The following is a 20,851-nucleotide window of genomic DNA, read 5'->3' as shown; positions in this document are numbered from 1 at the left end:
GAAATTTGAAACAGCCCCCCGCACGTTAATAAGTACTCACGGGGGCGACGGCCACGACGGCCCGGCCCGAGTAGGTGCCGGCCCGCACCTGGTCGATCACCGAGACGACGTCGGCGATCGGAACGTCGTGGGTGATCGACTCGAGCCGGGACGGCGCGAGGTCGGACGCGAGACGGCCCCACAGTCGGCGCCGCTGCTCGATCGGGTACTGCACCGAGTCGATCCCGAGCAGGCTGACACCGCGCAGGATGAACGGCAGGACCGTGGTCTCCAACTTCGGTCCGCCGGTCAGCCCACTCGCCGCGACCGCGCCGCCGTATTCGATGGTGCTGAGCACGTGCGCGAGGGTGGCGCCGCCGACGCAGTCGACGGCGGCGGCCCACTGGGCCTTACCGAGCGGACGCGGCTTCGTGTCGGGCTCCGGGAGCCGTCCGATCACCTTGCTCGCGCCCAGTTCGGTGAGCAGTGCCGCCTTCTCCGGCTTCCCGCTCGACGCGACCACCTCGAAGCCCGCCGCCGACAGCAGGTCGACGGCGACGGTGCCGACGCCGCCACTCGCACCGGTCACGAGCACCGGACCGTTGCCCGGCTCGACTCCGCGGGACAGCAGCGCCTCCACGCTCATCGCGGCCGTGAAACCGGCGGTCCCGATCGCGGCAGCGGTGCGGGTGGACATGCCGTCGAGTTTCACCACCCAGTCGGCCGGGACGCGGGCGAACTGCGCGTACCCGCCGTGACGGGCGGTGCCGATGTCGTAACCGTGCGCGACGACCGTGTCACCGACGGAGAACTCCGGGGACTGCGACTCGACGACGGTGCCCGCCACGTCGATGCCGGGCACGATGGGGTACTCACGGACCACCCCACCCTTCGGTGTGAGCGCCAGTGCGTCCTTGAAGTTCACGCTGGAGTACTCGACCTGGATGGTGACCTCGCCCTGCGGCAGGAACGACTCGGCGACCGTCTCCTGGGAGAGGCCGATGGCGCCCTCGTTCTCGCGAGCGATCCAGGCGGTGAATTCCTTCATCAGCTTGCTCTCCTGACCTCGGGGGTGCGTCGAGACCATCATGCGACAGCCGTGCCCCGCAGACGAGGCCGGGGCGACGTTCCCCGGATCAGAACCGCAAGAGCACCTTGCTCGACGAGGACGCATCCCTGGCCGACGCGAACGCGGTGAGCGCATCGGCGACGTCGTACTCCGCCGTGACGATCGGATCCACCACCAGCGAGCCGTCGGCGAGGGCGGCCACCACCTCGTCGATCTCGTCGTTGAACCGGAACGAGCCGACCAGATCCAGTTCCCGGGTGATCGCGATCGACACGGGTACCGGCTGATCCCCCGAGGGAAGCAGACCGACCATCACGACCCGGCCGCCACGGGCCGTGCCGTGGATTGCCGATGCCAGACCGCGATGGTTTCCGGAGCATTCGATGGTGACGTCAGCTTCCACCGCCGCGACTGCGTCTGTATCGGTGGCGGTGAGTGTCGCGTCCGCGCCCACTGCGCGCGCGATCCTCAGCGGGTACTCGTGCATGTCCACCGCCGTGATCTTCCCGGCGCCCGCTCGCTTCAGCACCGCCACGACGAGCGCGCCGATGGGTCCGGCACCGATGACGAGGACCGACCGGTCCTTCACCTCCCCTGCCCGCGCGACCGCGTGCCACGCCACGCTCGCCGGCTCGGCCAGTGAGGCCAGACGAAGATCGAGGCCGTCGGGAAGAACCCGGAGCATGCGAGTCGGGACGGCGACGTGGCTGACGAACAACCCGTCCGCGTGCGGGAAGTGCGCCGCACTACCCAGGTACGTGCATCCGGGGGAAATATTGGGGCGATCGGCTGGGTACTTCGCGCTGTCGCCACCGGGGGTCGCGGGGTGGATGGTGACGGGGGTACCGGCGCCGGGACCGCTTCCGTCCGTCGCGCCGATCAGGACGGTGCCCGACGCCTCGTGTCCGAGCCGCATCGGTGCGCGAAGGATCGACTCGCCGGCGGCGCCGTGCTGCCAGTAGTGGAGATCGGATCCGCAGATCCCGCCGTAGGCGATGCGGATCACCGCTTCGTCCGGCTTCGGTGCGGCGATCGGCACCTCCTCCACGCGCAGGTCCTGCGCACCGTGGGCGACGACCGCCTGTGCGTGCGTCGGAACCTCGGTGGCGTGTGAAGCGGCGGTCGGGCTGGTGTTCATCGGTGAAGTCCAGTTCTGTCGGAGGTCGGAGCCTGTCATCTGGTGACGGGTTCCGCGGTGGTGAGGAGCCCGAGTTCGTCCCGGCGCGGCATGCCCTCCCAGTCGCCGGACACAGTGCACGCGAACGCCCCGACCGTCACAGCGGTTCTCAGGCGGTCGGCGGGTGCCTCACCGGCCAGTCGTTCTGCGAGGTAGCCGGCGACGAAACCGTCTCCGGCCCCGACGGAGTCGACCACGCTCACCGGCACCGCGGGCAGGGAGTACGTCTCTCCGTCGACCATCGCGAGGCATCCCTGGTCGCCCAGCTTCAGGATGCTTTCGCGTGGTCCGAGGTCGCGGACACGGGCGACGAGTTCGGCGGGGGTGCCCTCGCCCACCGCGATCGCAGCCTCGTCCTCACCTGCGAAGACGATGTCCGACAACGCGATCAGCTCACGGAAGACGGGGGCCGCGTCGTCCGGCGACCACAGCGCGCGGCGATAGTTGAGATCGAACGACACCGGAATGCCCAGTGCGCGCGCCCGTTCGACGCAGTGCAGGGTGGTCTTCCTCGCGGCGTCGGACAGGGCAGGGGTGATGCCGGTGACGTGCAGCAGGGACGCCGACTCGAGGCGGTCGTCCGCGATGTCCGACATCGTGAGCCGCGACCCCGCGCTGCCGGTCCGGTAATACCAGACGCGGGTGGCGGTGGCGGTTCGCCGCTCCTTCACCATCAGTCCGGTCGGAGCATCCGGATCGCGGATGACGTCGGCGGTGATTCCCTCGGCCCGGAGTTCCCGTTCGATCAGGTCACCCAGACTGTCCTGGCCGACGCGCCCGATCCAGGTGACGTCGACGCCGAGTCGCCGCAGCGCGATCGCGAAGTTCGATTCGGCGCCGCCGATTCCCAGGTGGAGCGTGGAGGTGTGGGCGAGCGGTCCGGTGTCCACCGCCCTGGTGAGGGCCATCGTCTCGCCGAATGTCAGCACCGTCATCACGCGACCTCCAGTTCGGCGACGACGTCGCCGAGGCGCCGGCATCGTTCGGCCAGCTGCCCGAGGTCGCCGCCGCGGAGTGCGTCCCCGATCAGCGGTCCGCCGAGGCTGACCGCCGCCGCTCCGGCCGCGAACCACGCGGGGACGTCCTCGATGCCCACCCCACCCGACGGGACCACCTGGATGTCGGCGAAGGGGCCGCGCAGGTGCCCGATGTACTCCGGCCCGACCACCGACGCCGGGAACAGCTTCACGGCAGTCGCACCCGCGTGCCATCCGTTCCACAATTCGGTCGGGGTGAATCCGCCGGGGTAGATCGGAACTCCGGCACGGACGGCCGTGGCGATGACGTCGAGGTTGGTCGTCGGCGTCACGAGGAAGTCGGCACCCACGTCGAGGGCGGCGCGGGCCTGGTCGACGGTGGTGACCGTCCCGACCCCGATCTCGACGCCGTCGGGTGCGGTGCGCCGGATGCTGCTCAGGGACTCGAGGGTGCCGGGCGTGCTCATCGTCAGCTCGACGGCGCGCACCCCGTTCTCGGCGAGGACGGTCACCACGGGGGCGTACCGGTCGGCGTGCGCGGCGCGCAGCACCGCGATGACAGGGGAGGTCATGCCGCCGTCACCTCCCGGTCGGTGGAGTTGGCGGCCAGCGTGAGGTCGCGGTCGCGGGTTTCCGGTGCCATCGTCGAGGCGATCAGAACGGTCACGGCCATCACGATCATGTAGACGGCCACGGGGATCCACGAGCCGGAGAAGGCCGTGACGAGGGCCGCGCAGATCAGTGGTGCGACACCGCCCCCGAAGATCGAGGCGAATTCACGGCCGAGAGTGACGCCGGCGTAGCGGTAGCGGGAGCCGAAGATTTCCGGGAAGTAGCTCATGGTGACGCCGACGGCGCCCTGGCAGGCCAGGATGAAGCCGACGATCATCGCCATCGTGATCAGCAGGTGTGAGCCGGTGTTCAGGGCCAGGAAGGTCGGCACCGGCAGGATGATCAGGGCGATCACGATCGAGATGTAGACCGGCTTGCGGCCCACCCGGTCGGACAGACGCCCGAACCCGTATGCCGCGATGCCGCCGCAGATGGCCCCGACCAGCAGCACCTTGGGAATGAACGTGGGGTCGACGTGCACGTCGTTCTTGAGGTACGACGCCATGAACACCTGGTACGTGTACGACTGCGCGCTGATGCCGATGGTCATGAACATGACGATGAACAGAGGCTTCTTGCCGTTCGCGAAGATCTCCTTCACCGGCGTCTTCGGAACCTGGTGCTGCTCCTTGAGTTCCTGGAACACCGGGCTCTCGGTGAGCTTGCGACGAATGACGAACGCGGCGACCGTGACGAACAGACTGCTGATGAAGACGAGACGCCAGCCCCAGGACATGAGCTGCTCTTCCGGCAGGAGCTGCGCGGCGATCCACGCGACTGCGCCGAGCGCCGTTCCGAGCGCGGCTCCGGTCATCACCAGGGCGGCGAGCCGCCCTCGCCTGCCTATCTGCGCTGTCTCCGTCAGAAGGGTTGCGCCACCGGACTGTTCGGCTCCCGCGCCGAAGCCCTGGAAGAATCGGCACGCGACGAGGAGCGCGGGTGCGAGCAGCCCCACCTGACTGTAGGTGGGCAGCAGACCGATCCCCAGTGTCGCGCCGCCCATCAGCATCAGCGTCGCGACGAGCACCCACTTGCGGCCGAGACGCTCTCCGTACCGCGAGAAGAACAAGCCGCCGAGCGGCCGGGCGAGAAATCCGACGGCGTAGGCGCTGAAGCTCGCGAGGATGCCCGCCGCGGGCGAGATGTTCGGGAAGAACAGGGTGTTGAAGATCAACGCCGAAGCGGTGCCGTAGATGACGAAGTCGTACTGCTCGAGCGTGGTGCCGATGAGCCCCGCCCACGCCGCCCGGCGGACCGCGGACGGGTCTGCCTGGGGTGTACCGCCTGCGCGGCCGGGAGTTTTCGGGTTCACCGTGGGGTCGAGTGTAGTGTCCATGGATTCCTCCATTGGTGGTTCCCGGCATGTCCGGGCAGGGGTGAGGGAGTCAGATGGTCGCGCTGGACTGCAGCGACGGGGTCGTCCCGAGGTCCGGGACCGGGTCGGATGCTTCGCCGGCGGCGACTGCCGGTCCGTGGCGGACGATGATGTCGACGAAGTCGGCGATCCGCGAGACGAAGTCGGTGTGCGAAGCGAGAGTGCTGGGAAACAGACCTCCGTCGACGAAGACGGAGCGAACGAATTCTGTAGTGGAAGCGGCGTTGTCGGCCATTCCTGCCAGGCGCGGTCGAGCGGGGTCGGTCATGGATCGTGCGTGGGGGCCGGGATCGAACCCGGGCGGCGGGGCGATGCAGCAGAGGTATGCCGCCACCGTCAGAGAAAGGTACTGCGGGACGGTACCGCGGCCGAGATGTTCGAGCGCGGGGATCGGGATGCGCTGCGCCAGTTTGACCGATCCGTCGGAGCCGACCTGTGAGGTGCGATGTCCCAGAGCGGTATTGGACCAACGCGAGAACAGCTGCCGGATGTAGTCGTCCGTGTCCACCGATGCGGGAACGGTGACCGTCGGCAGGTACTCGTCGCAGAGGATCCGCCGCGCGGCGTCCTCGACGAACGGCTGCGCAACGGACTCGGGGATGGTGGCGCGCCCGTCGAGTGCGCCGAGGTAGGCGATGAGCGAATGCGTCCCGTTGAGCAGTCGGACCTTCATCAGCTCGTACGGCTCGACGTCGTCGGTGAACAGCGCGCCACCGTGCTCCCACACGGGACGGCCGGCGGCGAACCGCTCCTCCATGACCCACATCGTGAACGGCTCCGCGGGGACGGCGATCGTGTCGCGCACGCCGAGGTGTGCCAGCGCCGCCTCGTTGTAGCGGTCCGAGCCGGACGGCACGATCCGGTCCACCATCGAGTTGGGGAACGTCACGGACGAGTTCATCCAGGACAGCAGGTCGTCGCGGAGAGGCGGGGCGAAGGTGCCGACGAACTCGCGGACGAGCCTTTCGGTCTGACGCCCGTTGGACAGCAGGTTGTCGCAGCTGAGGATCGTGGCCGGGGCGCCGTGCGTGCTCGCCCGCAGGGCCAGTCCGCGGGCGATCTGCCCGATCGTGGTGCGGGGCGTCCGCACCTGGGTGAGGTCGCGGCGAACGACGTCGGAATCGAGGTCGAGGGAACCGGTCTCGGGTGACACCGTGTACCCGTGTTCGGTCACCGTGATCGTGACGATCTTCGTCGCCGGGTCCGCGATCGCACGGACGACGGACTCCGGGTCCTGTTCGGCCACCAGGGTTCCGGTGTGTGAACCCGGGACGCTCACACGAGAACCGTCCGGCGAGATCTCGACGACGCTGTACAGGAGGTCCTGCGCGTTCATCGCGTCGGCGACGGTGTTCGAGCGGCTCGCCACACCGAGGATGCCCCACGGTCCGGGTTCGCGTTCCATCGCGAGCGCGGTGTACACCGCCTGGTGTGCGCGGTGGAAGTTTCCGAGGCCCAGGTGCACGATCCCGGTTCCCTCCGGTACCCGCCGGTGGATCAATGCCGCAGCGGGAACGTTTCGGCGCGAAAGTATCGGTTCGGACATGCGCGTCACCAATCCGTCATGGAGCCGTCACGGCGCCGGGCGACCGGGAGATAGGCCTGCTCGTACGGATACTGCTCCGCGAGTTCCTCGTTCATGCTCACTCCGATACCCGGAACGTCGCCGGGAGTGAGGTGCCCGTCCGCGAACGACCACGCGTGGGGGAAGACCTCGCTGACGAGCGGGTCGTAACCCATGTACTCCTGGATTCCGAAATTCGGCGTCGCGAGACCGAGGTGCAGACTCGCACCCAGGGAGATCGGCGAGACGTCCGACGGGCCGTGCGGTCCGCCGCGAATCTGGTACACCTCGGCGAGCGCGAAGATCTTGCGAACGTGGCTGATTCCGCCCGCGTGGACGATGGCCACCCGGATGAAGTCGATCAGCTGTTCGGTGATCAGGTGCTGGCAATCCCAGATCGTGTTGAAGACCTCCCCGATCGCCAGGGGTGTGGTGGTGTGGTTGCGCACCAGACGCAGTGCATCCTGGTTCTCGGCCGGCGTGACGTCCTCGAGCCAGAACAGGTCGACGTGTTCGACCGACTTCCCCAGTCGCGCGGCCTGCTGCGGGGTGAGCCGATGATGTGCGTCGTGCAGCAATTTGAGTTCGGGGCCGACGTGTTCACGCACGGCTTCGAGGATCCGGGGTGCATGGTTGAGGTACGCGTCGGTGTCCCACACTTCCTCGACCGGCAGGGCGCCGCGACTCGCGGGCTCGTATCCGGCGGCGCCCTGGTGTACGCCGTACACCGAATCCAGGCCGGGTACCCCGGACTGCACTCGAATCGCCTGGAAGCCCTTCGCGCGCGTGGCGTCGACCGAGTCGAGCAACGCGGGCGCGTCCCACCCGGTCGCGTGGGTGTAGGAGAGCACCCGGTCGCGGACGGCACCGCCGAGCAACTGGTAGACGGGCTGGCCGAGGGTCTTGCCCTTGATGTCCCAGAGGGCGACGTCGACGGCGCCGATCGCGGCCATGGTGACCGGTCCGCGGCGCCAGTACACCCCGCGGTAGAGGTATTGCCAGGTGTCCTCGATCCGCGCCGGGTCACGCCCGATCAGCAGGGGCGCCACATGGTCCCGGAGATACGACGCGACGGACAGTTCACGGCCGTTGAGCGTGGCGTCACCGTAGCCGACGACGCCGTCGGCGGTGGTGATCTTGAGGGTGACGAAGTTGCGGGTGGGGCTGCAGACCAGCACGTCCGCGGCGATGATCTTGTCGGTCATGCCCGTGATCCTTTCGAGCCGACCGCGGGTGCGACGACGTTGCGCAGTTGCTCACCGCGAGCGAGTCGAGTGATGTTGTCGGCGATGTCGTCGACGCGGCCGACGAAAGTCTGTTGTGAGACTCCGGAAGAATGCGGTGTCATCAGGATGTTGGGGAGTTCGGAGAACGGCAGCGCGCTGGGCCTCCCTCGACCGTCGGGTCCGGGATAGTCGTACCAGACGTCGATGGCCGCAGCGGCGATGGTCGACGAGGACAGTGCGTCGAACAGTGCCTGCTCCTGGACGAGAGGTCCGCGGCCCACATTCACCAGCACACCGCCGCTGCCGAGTGCGCGCAGTTCTGCCGCGCCGATCATCCCCCGCGTCCGGTCGTCGAGCGGGGCGGACACCACGACGACATCGGATTCGACGAGGAGACGCCCGAGTTGGGACACGTCGGCCGCCCAGTCCAGTCCCGCACTCGGCGCGTCGACGTTTCCACGACCGGTCACGGCCGCTCCTGACGCGCCGAATGCTCGGAACAGAGTCCACGTGGCTTGGCCGATGTGGCCGAATCCCACGAAGCCCACTCGGGCGCCCTGCAGCGAATTCGACTGCGTAAGAAGGTCGTCGTAGACCGAGGTCGCCCAGACGCCCTGCCGGAGTGCCTTGTCCTGCGCGACGAAGCCGCGTCGAAGCATCACCGCGGCCGCCACGACATATTCCGCGATCGACTTCTCGTGATGGAAGGTGTTCGCCACCAGCACGTCCTGCGCCAGGGCATCGAAGTTGATGTTGTCCGTGCCGGCACCGGCGACGTGGACGAGGCGCAGCCTCTCGGCAGCCGACGCCATGGACGGTGTGAACCTTCCCCCGACATAGACGTCGGCGTCGCGCAGATCCTCGATCAGGGCGGCCTCGTCGAAGCTGCCGTGCCAGGACAGCCGCGATTCGGACGGAACTGCGGCCTCGAGCCGGGATCGGTGCGGAATCAGGTTGCTTTCGGCAACAACGATTTTCATCTAGCGGCTCTCTTTTCCGGGGCGAAACACCCGATCGTGCGCCGGTCCGGCCGAAGCCCGGACGACCAGTTGAGTGGGGAGGTGGATTTCTCGGATATCGGAGTCCGGCTCGTTCGCGCGCTGGAACACCAGGTCCAGACTCAGCACGCCGGCTCGTGCCATCGGCACGTTGATGCTCGTGAGCGCGGGGCTGGCCAGTTCGGCCAGCGGCGAGTCGTCGATGCCGACGACGCTCAGGTCGGCCGGCATCGAGAAGCCCATTGCGCGGACGCCGTTCATCACTCCGATGGCCATCGGATCGTTGTGCGTGATCACGGCGCTCGCACCCGTCGCGATCACGCTCGCGGCCGCGGCGTGACCGCCCGCGAGGGTTTCCTGCTGCCAGCCGAGCAGACTCAGCTGCACGTCGCGGGCCTTGCAGAATTCCTCGACCGCGGCGACGCGGCGCTGGTTCGACCAGGATTGGGGCGAGCCCTGGACATACGCGAGGTGCTCGTGTCCGAGGGCGACGAGGTAGTCGATGGCCTGGCGAATTCCGTCTTCCGAATCCGCCACGATGCAATCGCATTCGGGTGACGAGCGGTTGACGAGCACCAAGGGTGTGTCGCCGGCGAGCTGCACGATGTCCGATGCGGGCAGCCGTGGAGCGCAGACCACGAGTGCGTCGACGCGCCCCTGCAACTCGCCGAGAACCTCACGCTCACGGTCGGCGCTGCCGTCGGTGTCGGTGAGGAGCACGGTCTGGCGCCGGTGCCACCCCTGCGCCTGGGCCGCCTTCACGAAGCTCGCGAACACCGTGTGTCCGATGTCGGGCACCACGACCGCGACGGTGGTGGCGGTGGGGCGCACGACGTCGGTGCGGGTCGGTGACGCCGCCCGGTAGCCGATCTCGTCGGCGACCGCGATGATCCGTGCGAGCGTGTCCGGTCCGATCCGGTCCGGGGCACTGAACGCCCGCGACGCGGTGGACAGGGATACCCCTGCGCGTTGTGCGACCTCGGTCAAGGTGGGTGCCACGGTGCTACCGCCTCGCTGTTCGATGTGACTGCCGACACACACTATCCACCGGCTTGCGCAAGGTTGTCAATAGTTGCGCAAGGCTTGCAGCAAACGGTGTGCGTCGTGCGTGTTCACACGTCCAGGAGTGACAACTGCCGATCGGATTCGAACAGCGCGGCCCGGTCGAACGTCGACGTCGAGGCCAGGAGTTCGTCCGCGCCGGTACGCGCGGCGAGGGCCTCGAGCGCGACCCTCACCTGCTCGGCGGTGCCGTGAATCGACGACGCGATCGAAGCGTCGACCTGTTCGCGCAGCCGCGGAGTCCACGCCCGACCCCGGATGTCCGCGACCGATTCGAGCGGCGGGAACTCGCCGGTCCGGCTCGACTGCGCCAGCGCCCACGCCTCCGGAAGCAGCAGCTCACGGGATCGATCTGCGTCCTCGGCGATCATGACCTCGAGTGAGACGATCACGTACGGGGACGGATTCCCCGCGGACGGGACGAAGCTGTCGCGGTACCGGTCGAGTTCCGGGAGGCGGGCGCCCGGCGCTCCGAGGATCGGCCCACCGACCACCACCGGCAGACCCGCCTTCGCGGCGAAGTCGAGCCCGCGCCGGGTAGCGAGAACGAACATCGGCGGTGGACTCGTCACGTGAGGCCGGGCCGTCACGGCGCCCTTGCCCTCGAGGTAGCTCCGCACCTCGTCGAGGTCGCCGGCGAACGTGTCGGGGGCGTTGCGGTCGCGGCGCAGTGCCTCGCGTACCGGCTTCGTGAATCCCAGCGACCGTCCGACGCCCAGGTCGATCCGGCCCGGGTACATCGCCTCCAGCATCAGGAACTGCTCGGCCACCACGAGAGGCTGATGATTCGGCAGCATCACACCACCCGAGCCCAGCCGGATCCGGGCGGTGCGGGCGCCGAGGGCAGCGAGCAGAACCGGCGGCGATCCACTCGCGATGCCCGGCACGGCGTGGTGCTCGGCCACCCAGAACCGATGGAACCCCAGTTGCTCGGCATGCACGGCCCGCTCGATCGTCCCGGTCAGCGCGGCAGAGTCGGGCGCACCCCGGCGCGTGCGGGACCGGTCCAGAATCGACAGCTTCACCCCCGGGGCAACGGTCCGCCGGCCGACGGTATTTCCTCACCCCACCCGCACTCGGTGGACGAGTGTGCCCGCTTCGCTGACATACTGACCGCCGCAGGATCCACGATCGCCGGGAGGTCAATGGTGAGCAGCACAGGGACTATGTCGTACTCGCTGGACGTCACGTCGCGGTCCGCAGCGCAGATGCGGGAGTGCGCAGAGTTCTTCAGCGAGCCCGAGTTGGCCCACCTGCCCACGGCCCGCCTCGCGGACGCACTGGAGTCGCTGGCGGAGACGGGCCGCTACGAGCACACCGTGGAGGAACTGGAAGTCGGCTCGCAGCTGGCCTGGCGCAACCACGCCCGGTGCGTCGGTCGCAAGCACTGGCGCACGCTGAAGCTGATCGATGCCCGGCACGTCACCACCGCGGACGAGATTGCGGAGGCGTGCTGGGAGCACCTGCGCGTCGCGACGAACGGCGGCGCCCTGCGCTCGGTCATCACGGTCGGTCCCCTACCGCTGGCGGACGGACGCGAGTACAAGATCGTCAGCCCGCAACTGATCCGGTACGCGGGCTACCGCCACGCGGACGGGACGGTGACCGGGGACCCCGCCCAGGTCGGAATCACCGAGGCGGTGACGAAGATGGGGTGGCGGGGCGCAGGCACGCCGTTCGACGTGCTGCCGCTGCTGGTCAGCACACCCGACGAGACGCTGCGCTGGTACGAGATTCCATCCGAGCTGGTGCTCGAGGTCGAGATCGAGCACCCGGACTACGCCTGGTTCGCCGATCTCGGTCTCAAGTGGCATGCCGTTCCCGCCGTGTCGAACATGAGCTTCTCGGTCGGCGGGCTGACCTACCCGCTCGCCCCGTTCAGCGGGTGGTACGTGAGCACGGAGGTCGGGGCCCGCAACCTCAGCGACGAGGATCGGTACGACATGCTGCCCGCGATCGCCGAACGGCTGTGCCTGGACACGACATCGGAGCGGACGCTGTGGCGCGACCGCGCACTGGTCGAACTGAACCGCGCCGTGATCCACAGTTACCGGCGGGCCGGCGTGCACCTGGTCGATCATCACACCGTTGCCAAGCAGTTCATCAGCCACGTCGAACGCGAAGAGTCACTCGGCCGGAAGTGCCCGACGGACTGGTCGTGGATCAACCCGCCGATGTCTGCGGCGCTGACCCCCACGTTCCACCGGCTCTACGACGCACCCGACATGGACATCCGCCCGAACTTTCTCCCAGCCCCCACGGCATCAGGATGTCCGATCGCCGGCGGGAGCCTGTAGGACGTCGGCTATCAGCTCCCGCAACCAATCGACGCCCGGCGACGGGAGAGCCCGCCGCACGGTAAAGAGCGAAACCTCGACGTTCGGGATCTCGACAGGGAGCGCGAACGTGCGGACGGGCGAGGACCGGGTGAACAGTTCCGCGACCCGGCTCGGCACCACGGCGAGGTGCCGGGTCTGCGCCACCAGTTCCGGCAGCACCGCAAAGTGCGGTACCCGCACGGCAATGTCACGGCGACGCCCCATCCTCGCGAGGGCTTGATCAGCGTCCACGTGCCCGGCGGCGGCGTCGACGACGATGTGCCGTTCGGCAAGGAAATCGTCCAGGCCGGGTTCGACTCCGATCCGCGGATGCCCGAGTGCGCACAGGCCGAGATAGCCTTCCCGAAACAAGGGGTCGCGGCGCAGATCCGGCGCGTCGATGCGCGGTGTGCAGATGACGGCGTCAGCACGACCCTGACGCAGTTCCTCTGCGGCACTGGCAAAATCGAGCGGCGTTACTTGCACGGCGCAGCGGGGAGCGCGGGTTTCCAGCGCCGCGAGTACCCCGGGGAGTAGTGAGATCTCCCCAAGATCGGTGGCGCAGATCCGGAAGGTTCGGTCCGACGTCTCGGCGTCGAATTGACCGACACCGGAGACGGTCTCGTCGATAACCTCCAGCGCCTGATGCAATTGCGGGTACATACTCGCCGCCAGAACGGTGGGCGCCAAGCCGTCCGGCGACCGGATGAAGAGGTCGTCGTTGAACTGCCGCCGCAGTCGGCGGAGCGAATGGCTCACCGACGGCTGCGTGATGAACAGCAGCTCCGCCGTACGGGTGACGCTCCGCGTTTCATACAGCAGCACGAAGGTCCTGATGAGGTTGAGGTCCACGTCGGCCATATCGGTAATATAGACCCTGTCTATGTGCTGATCGACAGCATTCATTGGACCTATAGGACGCGGCTCCCTACCGTGGTTCACGTCACACCGCGAGAACCATGCGAAGAATGGAGAACACCTGATGGCCGACGTCAGCGAAGCGACCTATGACCTACTGCGGGCGCATGGCCTGACCACGATCTTCGGCAACCCTGGATCGAACGAGCTCCCCTTCCTCGCCGGGATGCCCGACGACTTCCGCTACATCCTGGGCCTGCACGAAGGCGCCGTCCTGGCCATGGCCGACGGGTACGCCCAGGCCCGCGGCGGCGCGGCCTTCGTCAATCTGCACGCCGCCGCGGGCACCGGCAACGCGATGGGCGCGCTCACGAACTCGGTCTACTCCCACAGCCCGCTGATCATCACCGCCGGGCAACAAGTCCGCTCGACCATCGGCCAGGAGGTGATGCTCGCCAACGTGGACGCGCAGTCGCTACCGAAACCCCTGGTCAAGTGGTCCTGCGAGCCGGCGTGCGCGCAGGACGTGCCGCGGTCGATCAGCCAGGCCATCCACATCGCAAACCTGCCCGCGAAGGGTCCGGTCTATGTGTCGGTGCCGTACGACGACTGGGCGCAGGAAGCACCCGCCGAGACGAAGCATCTCCTCACCCGCGTCACAACCACTGCCAGTTCCCTCAGTGCGGATCAACTCGCCACCCTCGTCGACGCCCTCGACCGCGCCGAGAATCCGGTCCTCGTACTCGGACCGGAAGTAGATGCCGAGTACGCCAATGACGACGCGGTCCGCCTCGCGGACGCACTCGGCGCCCCCGTCTGGATCGCGCCGTCCCCGTCACGATGCCCGTTCCCCACCCGCCACCGCAGCTTCCGCGGGGTCCTGCCCGCCGCCGTCCAGGGCATCACCGACGCACTGGTCGGGCACGACCTGATCCTCGTCGCGGGAGCACCCGTGTTCCGGTACCACCAATTCGTCCCCGGCGAGTACCTGCCCGACGGCGCCCGGCTCATCCACCTCACCAGCGATCCCGGCGAGGCCGCCCGCGCCCCGATGGGTGACGCACTGGTCGGCGGTGTGCGGGATGCGTTGTCCCGCCTCGCCGACAGCGTGACGCCGGGCCGCCGCCCGGTCCTGCCGCCGCGGCCCGACATCCCGCAGGCCAGGACGTCGTCCGAGCGCGTGCATCCGGAGGAGCTGTTCGAACTGTTGCGCGGCACTGCGCCGGACGACGCCGTGTACGTCAAGGAGTCGACGTCCACCACCGGCGCGTTCTGGTCGCAGGTCGACGTCTCCCGCCAAGGCAGCTACTTCTTCCCCGCATCGGGCGGGCTTGGATTCGGACTGCCCGCCGCCGTCGGCGCCCAGCTGGCGAATCCGGACCGTCAGGTGATCGGCCTGATCGGAGACGGCTCGGCCAACTACGGCATCACCGCCCTGTGGACGGCCGCGCAGTACGACATTCCGGTGATCATCGTCATCCTCAAGAACGGGACCTACGGCGCACTGCGCTGGTTCTCAACGGTGCTGGGATCCGGCGAGACCCCCGGCATGGACGTTCCCGGGATCGACTTCACCGCCATCGCTGCGGGGTACGGCGTGACGGCCACCGCGGTACGGACCGGCGACGACTTCGTCCGCGCCTTCAAGACCGCCCTCGGCAGCGGAAAGCCTGCCGTGATCGAGGTCGAGACCGACCTCACCGAGCCGTGATCGCCCCACTCGTTCCCACGGCAGCAACGCTGCCCCGCATCGGGAGTATGCCCTTGTCCCAGAACCCGCTGTCCCAGAACACAGTTACCTCGATCGTCTCCAACGCCCGACTGCGGCCGTTCCATTATGGTGTCGTGGCCCTGTGCTCACTGCTGATGATCATCGACGGATACGACATGGTCTCGTACGGCACCGTGATCGTCCATCTGATGGACGAGTGGAACATGGACCCGGTCACCGCCGGTACCCTCGGATCCACGGCGCTCGTCGGCATGCTGATCGGCGGACTGTTCGTCGCCCCGCTCGCCGATCGGTACGGCCGTCGTCCGCTCATGCTCATCTGCGTGACGGTGGCGAGCGTGGCGTCGTTCAGCTGCGCCTTCGCCGGCGCCCCGGCGCAACTCGGCATTCTCCGCCTCGTCGTCGGTGTGTCGCTCGGCGCGCTCGTACCCAACTTCACGGCACTGATCGCCGAGCTCGCCCCACGAACGTCGAAGGCACTGCTCGTCACGTTCGTGTCGTCGTTCTACTCCGTCGGTGGCATCGCCGCCGCGGTCTTCGCAATCAACGTGGAGCCGCTCTGGACGTGGCGCGGTGTGTTCTACGTCGCCGGTCTGCCGCTCCTGTTGTTACCCGTTCTGCTGAAGTACCTGCCGGAGTCGCCGGAGTTCCTCGCCATCAACGGTCGTCAGGACAAGCTAGAGGCTGTGCTGTCCAAGGTCGACCCGGGTCGCGACCTGAGCGACGTCGTGGCCACGCCACGTCCGGAAGTTCGGAAGGCACCTGTCGCGCAGCTCTTTACCAACGGAAACGCCCTGAACAGCTTTCTGATTTGGATCTTCTTCGCGATGTGCATGTTGTTGAGTTACGGGCTCAACACGTGGCTACCGAAACTGATGCAGACCGCCGGCTACGCTTTGAGTTCCGCGCTGTGGACCCTGGTGGTGCTGAATCTCGGGGGCATCGCCGGCGCGATCTTCGGCGGCTGGCTGGCCGACCGCTGGTCCTACCGCAACACCCTGATCACGTATTTCTCCCTGGCATCCCTGTCGCTGGTGGGACTGTCCTTCGACCCGGCCGCCGCACTGCTCAATGTGCTGCTGTTCGTCGCCGGTGCGGCGACCATCGGCGCGCTCGCCATCATCCACGCGTTCGCCGTCGAGTTCTACCCGACCGAGGTACGGTCGACCGGCGTCGGGTGGGCTGCGGGCATGGGACGGATCGGTGCGATCGGTGGCCCCACCCTCGGCGGCGCGCTCCTCGCTCTTCATCTACCGTTCCAGCAGAACTTTCTCGCCGTCGCCGTACCGGGAGTCGTCGGCGCGGTCGCGGTGGCAATCGTCGCCAAGCGGAAATTCCGCTCGCCCCGCACCGAATCCGCGGCACCGTCACCCGTACTCGCGTCCTGACCGACCTCACCGAAAGAAGGATCGACCATGAGCCTGCTCGACATCGACTGGGAGAAGAAGGTCTTCACCGGCAGCTGGACCGCCGCCGAAGGCGCGTTCTCCGAGGTCGTGGAGCCCGCGACGGGCAGCACCCTCGGTCACGTCGGCACCGCGTCCGCCGCCGACGTCGCCGCGGCCTGCACCAAAGCCGCCGAGGTCCAGCGCCGCTGGGAGAAAACGCCTTTCGAGGATCGGGCCGCGATCCTGCGCCGCGCCGGTCAGCTCTTCGAGGAGCACGCCTCCGAGATCGAGACGTGGATCGTCCGGGAGGCCGGATCGATTCGCGCGAAAGCGAGCCTCGAGACGCACGTCGCAGCGCAGGAATGCTACGAGGCGTCGGCGTTGCCTTCGCATCCCAAGGGTGAGGTGCTCCCGTCCGCCGACGGACGTCTGAGCTTCAGCCGTCGGATCGCGGCGGGTGTCGTCGGCGTGATCGCTCCGTTCAACTTCCCCCTGATCCTCTCGATCCGCGCAGTGGCACCCGCACTGGCACTGGGCAACTCGGTGGTTCTGAAACCCGACACCCGGACCGCGGTGTGCGGCGGTGTGGTGCTGGCGGCCGTGTTCGCGGCCGCCGGGGTACCGGACGGCGTCTTCCAGATGCTGCCCGGCGGCGCCGACGCCGGTGCCGCCCTCGTCGCCGACCGGCACACCCGCGTCATCGCGTTCACCGGCTCCACGTCGGCGGGACGGAAGGTCGGCCAGGCCGCGGCCGCGCACCTCACGCGGGCACACCTCGAACTCGGCGGCAACAACGCCCTCATCGTCCTTCCCGACGCCGACGTCACCAAGGCTGCGTCGGCCGGAGCCTGGGGCGCATACCTCCACCAGGGCCAGATCTGCATGGCCGCGGGCAGGCACCTGGTCCACGAATCGGTTGCCGACGAATACGTGGCGGTGCTCGCCGAGAAGGCGCGAGCGCTCCCCGTCGGCGACCCGTACACCGGCGAGGTGGCACTCGGCCCCATCATCGACGCGGTGCAACGCGACAATATCCACCGACTGGTGACCGAGAGCGTCTCGGCCGGAGTGACCCTCGTCGAGGGCGGCACCCACGACGGGCTGTTCTACCGCCCGACCGTCCTCGACCACGTGCAGCGCGACACACCCGCGTTCTGCCAGGAAGTGTTCGGCCCCGTCGCTCCCGTGCTGCGCTACTCGACGATCGACGAGGCCGTCGAGATCGCGCGCGACACCGAGTACGGATTGTCGCTGAGCGTCCTCGGCTCGGATGCGATGACGGCATGGGAAGTGGCGCAGCAGATTCCGACCGGGCTCGTGCACATCAACGACCAGACCGTCGGCGACCACGCCCACATCCCGTTCGGCGGAATGGGATCCTCCGGAAACGGCGGACGGGTCGGCGGCGCCGCCGCGAACCTCGAGGCGTTCACCGAACTCCAGTGGGCGACCATCCAGGGGCCGATTCAGCAGTACCCGTTCTGATCGGCCAGCTGACACCCTGCCCTACTCAGCCGAGGTAGGGCGGGGCGACGCCCCAACCCCAGTGCGGGACGGGTGCGTGCTCGACCACCTCGGCACCGGGGCTCGAGTTCTGCAGCGCCAGCCTGGTCCCCCACTCGACGTATGCCATGAATGCGGACCGGAATTCAGGATCCGACGGGAGGTCGGCGTCGTCGGCGGCGAGGCTCATCGTTGCCGCGAAGCGGTGCCGCTGCTCCGGGCTGATGGCGAGGCCGATGTGGTGGCGCAACATTCGTTCGTAGCCGCCGAGTTGTTCGGTGTAGCCCGGCGGGCCGCCGAACACCTCGCACCACCACAGCGTCACGTTGCGGCGATGCTCCTCGTGCACTCCGCCGGGGAACATCGGCGACAGCAGTTCGTCGCCCTCCACCCGGTCGTAGAAGGCGTCTATCAGCCGCCGGAACGACTGCTCGCCGCCCGCCCATTCGTACAGGGACGGTGTTTCCTGATCACTCATGTGAGCTCCCGATTTCCGTCGTCTGTCCATTACAATACACACCAGTATTGGATTGAAAAGAGGATCGAGCATGAGTGTGGCCGGGCGCAGTCGCGACACCGATATCGACACTCGTGTGCTGAGAGTGGCGGGTCGGCAATTGTCCCGGGCCGGATACGACGCGATGTCGATCGCCGCGATCGCCGCGGAGGCCGGCACCACCCGGCAGGCGCTGTACCGGCGGTGGGCGTCGAAGTCGGAGCTCGCCGCGGCCGTCGTGGCGCAGCTGGCCGACGAACAGTCGGGGCGGTCGTCGGCCGATCCCTTCGGGGATCTGGTCCGCGAGCTGACCGACTTCCAGCGTGGAGTGTCGCGAAGCGGCCGGTTGTCGCTCGTCGGCACGATGCTGCAGGACACGACGGACGCCGACGTCCGCGCGCAGTACCGCGCCCGGGTGGTGGCGCCGCGCCGGCGCCGCATCCGCGCCATCCTGGACCGCGCCGCCGAACTGACGCTGATCGACGCCGACGCCGATCTCGACGTCGCCGTCACCATGACCACCGGCAGTTGGTACGGCCGTGCGTTGGCCGGTGACCGCCCACCCGCCGACTGGCCTGCCCGGACCGCGACACTGATCTGGCGGGCCGTCGGCGGGGTGCCGCCGACCTGACGCTCTTACTACGCCGTCGCCGCGTTCGTCGACCGCCGGTCCCCCATGTTCCGTGACATCAGGACGCCGATGAGGAGAAGAACGCCCGCGACGGCGATGAACCACCCCGTGCGGTGCAGTCCGTCGTCGCCGATCACGTGACCGGCGGTGGTCTGCAGCACGACGGCCGACAGGTTCGCTCCGATGTACTGCACGGTGCGGTACATCCCGATCGCCGTGCCGACTTCCTCGACGGACGTGACCGAGCTGATCAGATTCTGATTGCCGATATTGTTGAATCCATTGGGAATCCCCAGTACTGCGGCCACCAGGAGGAGCACGACGATCGGGGCCGTACTGCTCTCGACCGACGCCAGGAGCAGCCCACCCACCAGGAGCGCACACGTTCCGACGGTGAGCGTTCGGCGCACCCCGTACCGCCGATACGTCCGTGACGCGAACAGCGTGGAGCCGATGCCGACCACAGCGACGGGCAGCATCGTCAGACCGGCATCGGTGGCGCTCATTCCGCGGGAATACTGCAACCACTGCGGGATTCCGAAGAAGACGCAGTAGAACGCCGTGTAGGTGAGGAGGGTGCGGGCGAGTGTGGCGCTGAGCGCACGGTTCCGGGCCAGGGCCCGAACGTCGATGAACGGTTCGTCCGCGCGTCGTTCCCAGTGGACGAACAGGGCGAAAACCAGCGCCCACACGGGAATCAGCCACCAGACGGGATCGGTGGTGAGCGACAGCAGGAACAGCATCGTCGACGAGACGAGCCCGAGGAACAGGACGACCCCGGCCACGTCGAGCGCGTGCAGCAGTTGACGACCGCTGACCGAGATGCCGCCGACGAAGCCGACCTTCGCGAATTTCGTGACCGCCACCGCGCTGAACGCGACGATCGGAAGGTTGATCCACATGATCGACTGCCAGCCGAACGCCCCGACGAGCAGTCCGCCGAGCGTCGGGCCCAGTGCCACGACCGCCTGGCTGCAGATCGCGAGGGTCGTGATCGCGGTGCGCGGCTGCGCGCCGTGTCGTTCCGCGTACCCGCGAATCATCGTCATCGCATTGGGATACTGGGTGGCGGTTCCGATTCCGACGAGGATGCGGGAGAAGATGAGCCAGCCGACGGTGGGTGCGAGCAGACCGGCGACCGAACCCAGCGCTACCAGGGCGAGGCCCCCGAGGTAGACCTTCCGGGCTCCGAGCAGCGCGCCGAGCTTGCCTGCCATCGGGGCGGTCACGGCCGTGGCGATGTAGAGCCCCGAGATCACCCATGTGATCCCGGACGAAGAGCCGAACTGGGCGGCGATGCCGACGATCGCCACCGCGATCATCGACGAGTTCAGCGGTTGGAGGATGCTCCCGGTGGCGACGGAGCCGCTGACCCGGAACGGTACGGACGGGGACTTCTGCGCGAGGCCGGTATCGGCGACGGTCGCGCTCACGAGTTCATCAGTGACTCCTGCTGCGGTGCCGGCTCGGGGGTTCCAGCGAGCCGACGGAGCAGCCGTCCGGCGATGAAGAGGAGGTCGCGCTCGGCGTCGGTGCATTCGGCGGCGAGCGCGGCGGTCAGCCACTCGCTTCGCCGCGACCGGTCGTCGACGAGCGTCTGCAACCCCTGCGCAGTGACCGCGACGATGCTCGCGCGCGCATCCTGGGGGTCCACGGTCCGGGAGACCATTCCGGACTCCTCGAGCATCGAGACGGTCCGCGCGATGGACTGCGGCGCCACCTGCTCGAGATCGGCGAGAGCACGTGCGCTCATCGGTCCTTCCCGGTCGAGGTGCGCGAGGGCCTGGAGTTGCGAGGGGGTGAGCAGGTGCCCGGCGCGCTGGGTCCGAATGCGTCGGTTGAACAGAACGACGTCCTCGCGGAGCTGATCGACCTTCTGGTCCATG

General features: G+C 68.1%; 19 protein-coding genes. 5 read left to right on the top strand and 14 right to left on the bottom strand.

Annotated features, from left to right (window positions below; translation table 11 throughout):
- Positions 1-25: 25 nt before the first annotated feature.
- The 10 genes from AZG88_RS13060 to AZG88_RS13015 all read right to left on the bottom strand — a co-directional run bounded on the left by AZG88_RS13060 (position 26) and on the right by AZG88_RS13015 (position 11,064).
- Complete coding sequence (locus AZG88_RS13060) at positions 26-1,027, bottom strand: MDR family oxidoreductase (protein ID WP_061697929.1); 1,002 nt, start codon at positions 1,025-1,027, stop codon at positions 26-28.
- 88 nt (positions 1,028-1,115) lie between these two features.
- Positions 1,116-2,186, bottom strand: a complete 1,071-nt coding sequence (locus tag AZG88_RS13055; protein ID WP_061697928.1) for an L-idonate 5-dehydrogenase — start codon at positions 2,184-2,186, stop codon at positions 1,116-1,118.
- 35 nt (positions 2,187-2,221) lie between these two features.
- Positions 2,222-3,160, bottom strand: coding sequence for a sugar kinase (locus tag AZG88_RS13050; RefSeq protein WP_061697927.1), 939 nt, complete (start codon positions 3,158-3,160; stop codon positions 2,222-2,224).
- Positions 3,160-3,774: a bifunctional 4-hydroxy-2-oxoglutarate aldolase/2-dehydro-3-deoxy-phosphogluconate aldolase gene (locus AZG88_RS13045; RefSeq protein ID WP_061697926.1), complete on the bottom strand. Its 615-nt coding sequence runs from the start codon at positions 3,772-3,774 to the stop codon at positions 3,160-3,162. The genes AZG88_RS13050 and AZG88_RS13045 overlap by 1 nt, the downstream gene beginning before the upstream one ends.
- Complete coding sequence (locus tag AZG88_RS13040; protein ID WP_061697925.1) at positions 3,771-5,150, bottom strand: MFS transporter; 1,380 nt, start codon at positions 5,148-5,150, stop codon at positions 3,771-3,773. Before AZG88_RS13040 ends, AZG88_RS13045 begins: the two co-directional genes overlap by 4 nt.
- A gap of 49 nt (positions 5,151-5,199) precedes the next feature.
- The gene (locus AZG88_RS13035; RefSeq protein ID WP_061697924.1) at positions 5,200-6,735 is read right to left on the bottom strand and encodes a mannitol dehydrogenase family protein; all 1,536 of its coding nucleotides are present in this window, start codon (positions 6,733-6,735) and stop codon (positions 5,200-5,202) included.
- A gap of 5 nt (positions 6,736-6,740) precedes the next feature.
- Positions 6,741-7,958: a D-mannonate dehydratase ManD gene (gene manD, locus AZG88_RS13030; protein WP_061046149.1), complete on the bottom strand. Its 1,218-nt coding sequence runs from the start codon at positions 7,956-7,958 to the stop codon at positions 6,741-6,743.
- On the bottom strand, positions 7,955-8,959 hold the full coding sequence (locus AZG88_RS13025) for a 2-hydroxyacid dehydrogenase (protein ID WP_061697923.1): 1,005 nt from the start codon (positions 8,957-8,959) through the stop codon (positions 7,955-7,957). The genes manD and AZG88_RS13025 overlap by 4 nt, the downstream gene beginning before the upstream one ends.
- Positions 8,960-9,976: a LacI family DNA-binding transcriptional regulator gene (locus AZG88_RS13020; RefSeq protein ID WP_061697922.1), complete on the bottom strand. Its 1,017-nt coding sequence runs from the start codon at positions 9,974-9,976 to the stop codon at positions 8,960-8,962.
- A 113-nt stretch (positions 9,977-10,089) separates the two neighbouring features.
- Positions 10,090-11,064 (bottom strand): LLM class flavin-dependent oxidoreductase, encoded by a 975-nt coding sequence (locus tag AZG88_RS13015; RefSeq protein ID WP_061697921.1) that lies wholly within the window; start codon positions 11,062-11,064, stop codon positions 10,090-10,092.
- A gap of 141 nt (positions 11,065-11,205) precedes the next feature.
- On the opposite strand from AZG88_RS13015, the gene AZG88_RS13010 reads away from it, so the two are divergent.
- Positions 11,206-12,336: a nitric oxide synthase oxygenase gene (locus tag AZG88_RS13010; RefSeq protein ID WP_061046147.1), complete on the top strand. Its 1,131-nt coding sequence runs from the start codon at positions 11,206-11,208 to the stop codon at positions 12,334-12,336.
- Here AZG88_RS13010 and AZG88_RS13005 read toward each other — a convergent pair.
- Positions 12,304-13,263, bottom strand: coding sequence for a LysR family transcriptional regulator (locus AZG88_RS13005; protein ID WP_231913962.1), 960 nt, complete (start codon positions 13,261-13,263; stop codon positions 12,304-12,306). The genes AZG88_RS13010 and AZG88_RS13005 overlap by 33 nt on opposite strands.
- A gap of 76 nt (positions 13,264-13,339) precedes the next feature.
- Here AZG88_RS13005 and mdlC point away from each other — a divergent pair, with 76 nt between their 5' ends.
- The 3 genes from mdlC to AZG88_RS12990 are packed head-to-tail and all read left to right on the top strand — an operon-like array spanning position 13,340 to position 17,820.
- Positions 13,340-14,926, top strand: coding sequence for a benzoylformate decarboxylase (gene mdlC / locus AZG88_RS13000; protein ID WP_061697920.1), 1,587 nt, complete (start codon positions 13,340-13,342; stop codon positions 14,924-14,926).
- 47 nt (positions 14,927-14,973) lie between these two features.
- Complete coding sequence (locus AZG88_RS12995; RefSeq protein ID WP_082764969.1) at positions 14,974-16,335, top strand: MFS transporter; 1,362 nt, start codon at positions 14,974-14,976, stop codon at positions 16,333-16,335.
- 27 nt (positions 16,336-16,362) lie between these two features.
- Positions 16,363-17,820: an aldehyde dehydrogenase family protein gene (locus tag AZG88_RS12990; protein WP_061697919.1), complete on the top strand. Its 1,458-nt coding sequence runs from the start codon at positions 16,363-16,365 to the stop codon at positions 17,818-17,820.
- A 25-nt stretch (positions 17,821-17,845) separates the two neighbouring features.
- Here the strand turns inward: AZG88_RS12990 and AZG88_RS12985 are convergent, their stop codons facing one another.
- On the bottom strand, positions 17,846-18,316 hold the full coding sequence (locus AZG88_RS12985; protein ID WP_061697918.1) for a group II truncated hemoglobin: 471 nt from the start codon (positions 18,314-18,316) through the stop codon (positions 17,846-17,848).
- A gap of 70 nt (positions 18,317-18,386) precedes the next feature.
- Here AZG88_RS12985 and AZG88_RS12980 point away from each other — a divergent pair, with 70 nt between their 5' ends.
- Complete coding sequence (locus tag AZG88_RS12980) at positions 18,387-18,965, top strand: TetR/AcrR family transcriptional regulator (RefSeq protein ID WP_005250912.1); 579 nt, start codon at positions 18,387-18,389, stop codon at positions 18,963-18,965.
- A gap of 8 nt (positions 18,966-18,973) precedes the next feature.
- On the opposite strand, the gene AZG88_RS12975 is transcribed toward AZG88_RS12980, so the two are convergent.
- The gene (locus AZG88_RS12975) at positions 18,974-20,398 is read right to left on the bottom strand and encodes an MFS transporter (protein WP_061697917.1); all 1,425 of its coding nucleotides are present in this window, start codon (positions 20,396-20,398) and stop codon (positions 18,974-18,976) included.
- Positions 20,395-20,850, bottom strand: a complete 456-nt coding sequence (locus tag AZG88_RS12970; RefSeq protein ID WP_005250910.1) for a MarR family winged helix-turn-helix transcriptional regulator — start codon at positions 20,848-20,850, stop codon at positions 20,395-20,397. The genes AZG88_RS12975 and AZG88_RS12970 overlap by 4 nt, the downstream gene beginning before the upstream one ends.
- Position 20,851: the final 1 nt, after the last annotated feature.

Origin of the sequence: Rhodococcus sp. LB1 (assembly GCF_001583455.1) — a bacterium.
In the GTDB taxonomy this organism is placed as follows: Bacteria; Actinomycetota; Actinomycetes; order Mycobacteriales; family Mycobacteriaceae; genus Rhodococcus_F; species Rhodococcus_F opacus.
The sequence above is the reverse complement of the archived record's forward strand: the minus strand, read 5'-3'. Positions and strand labels throughout refer to the sequence as shown.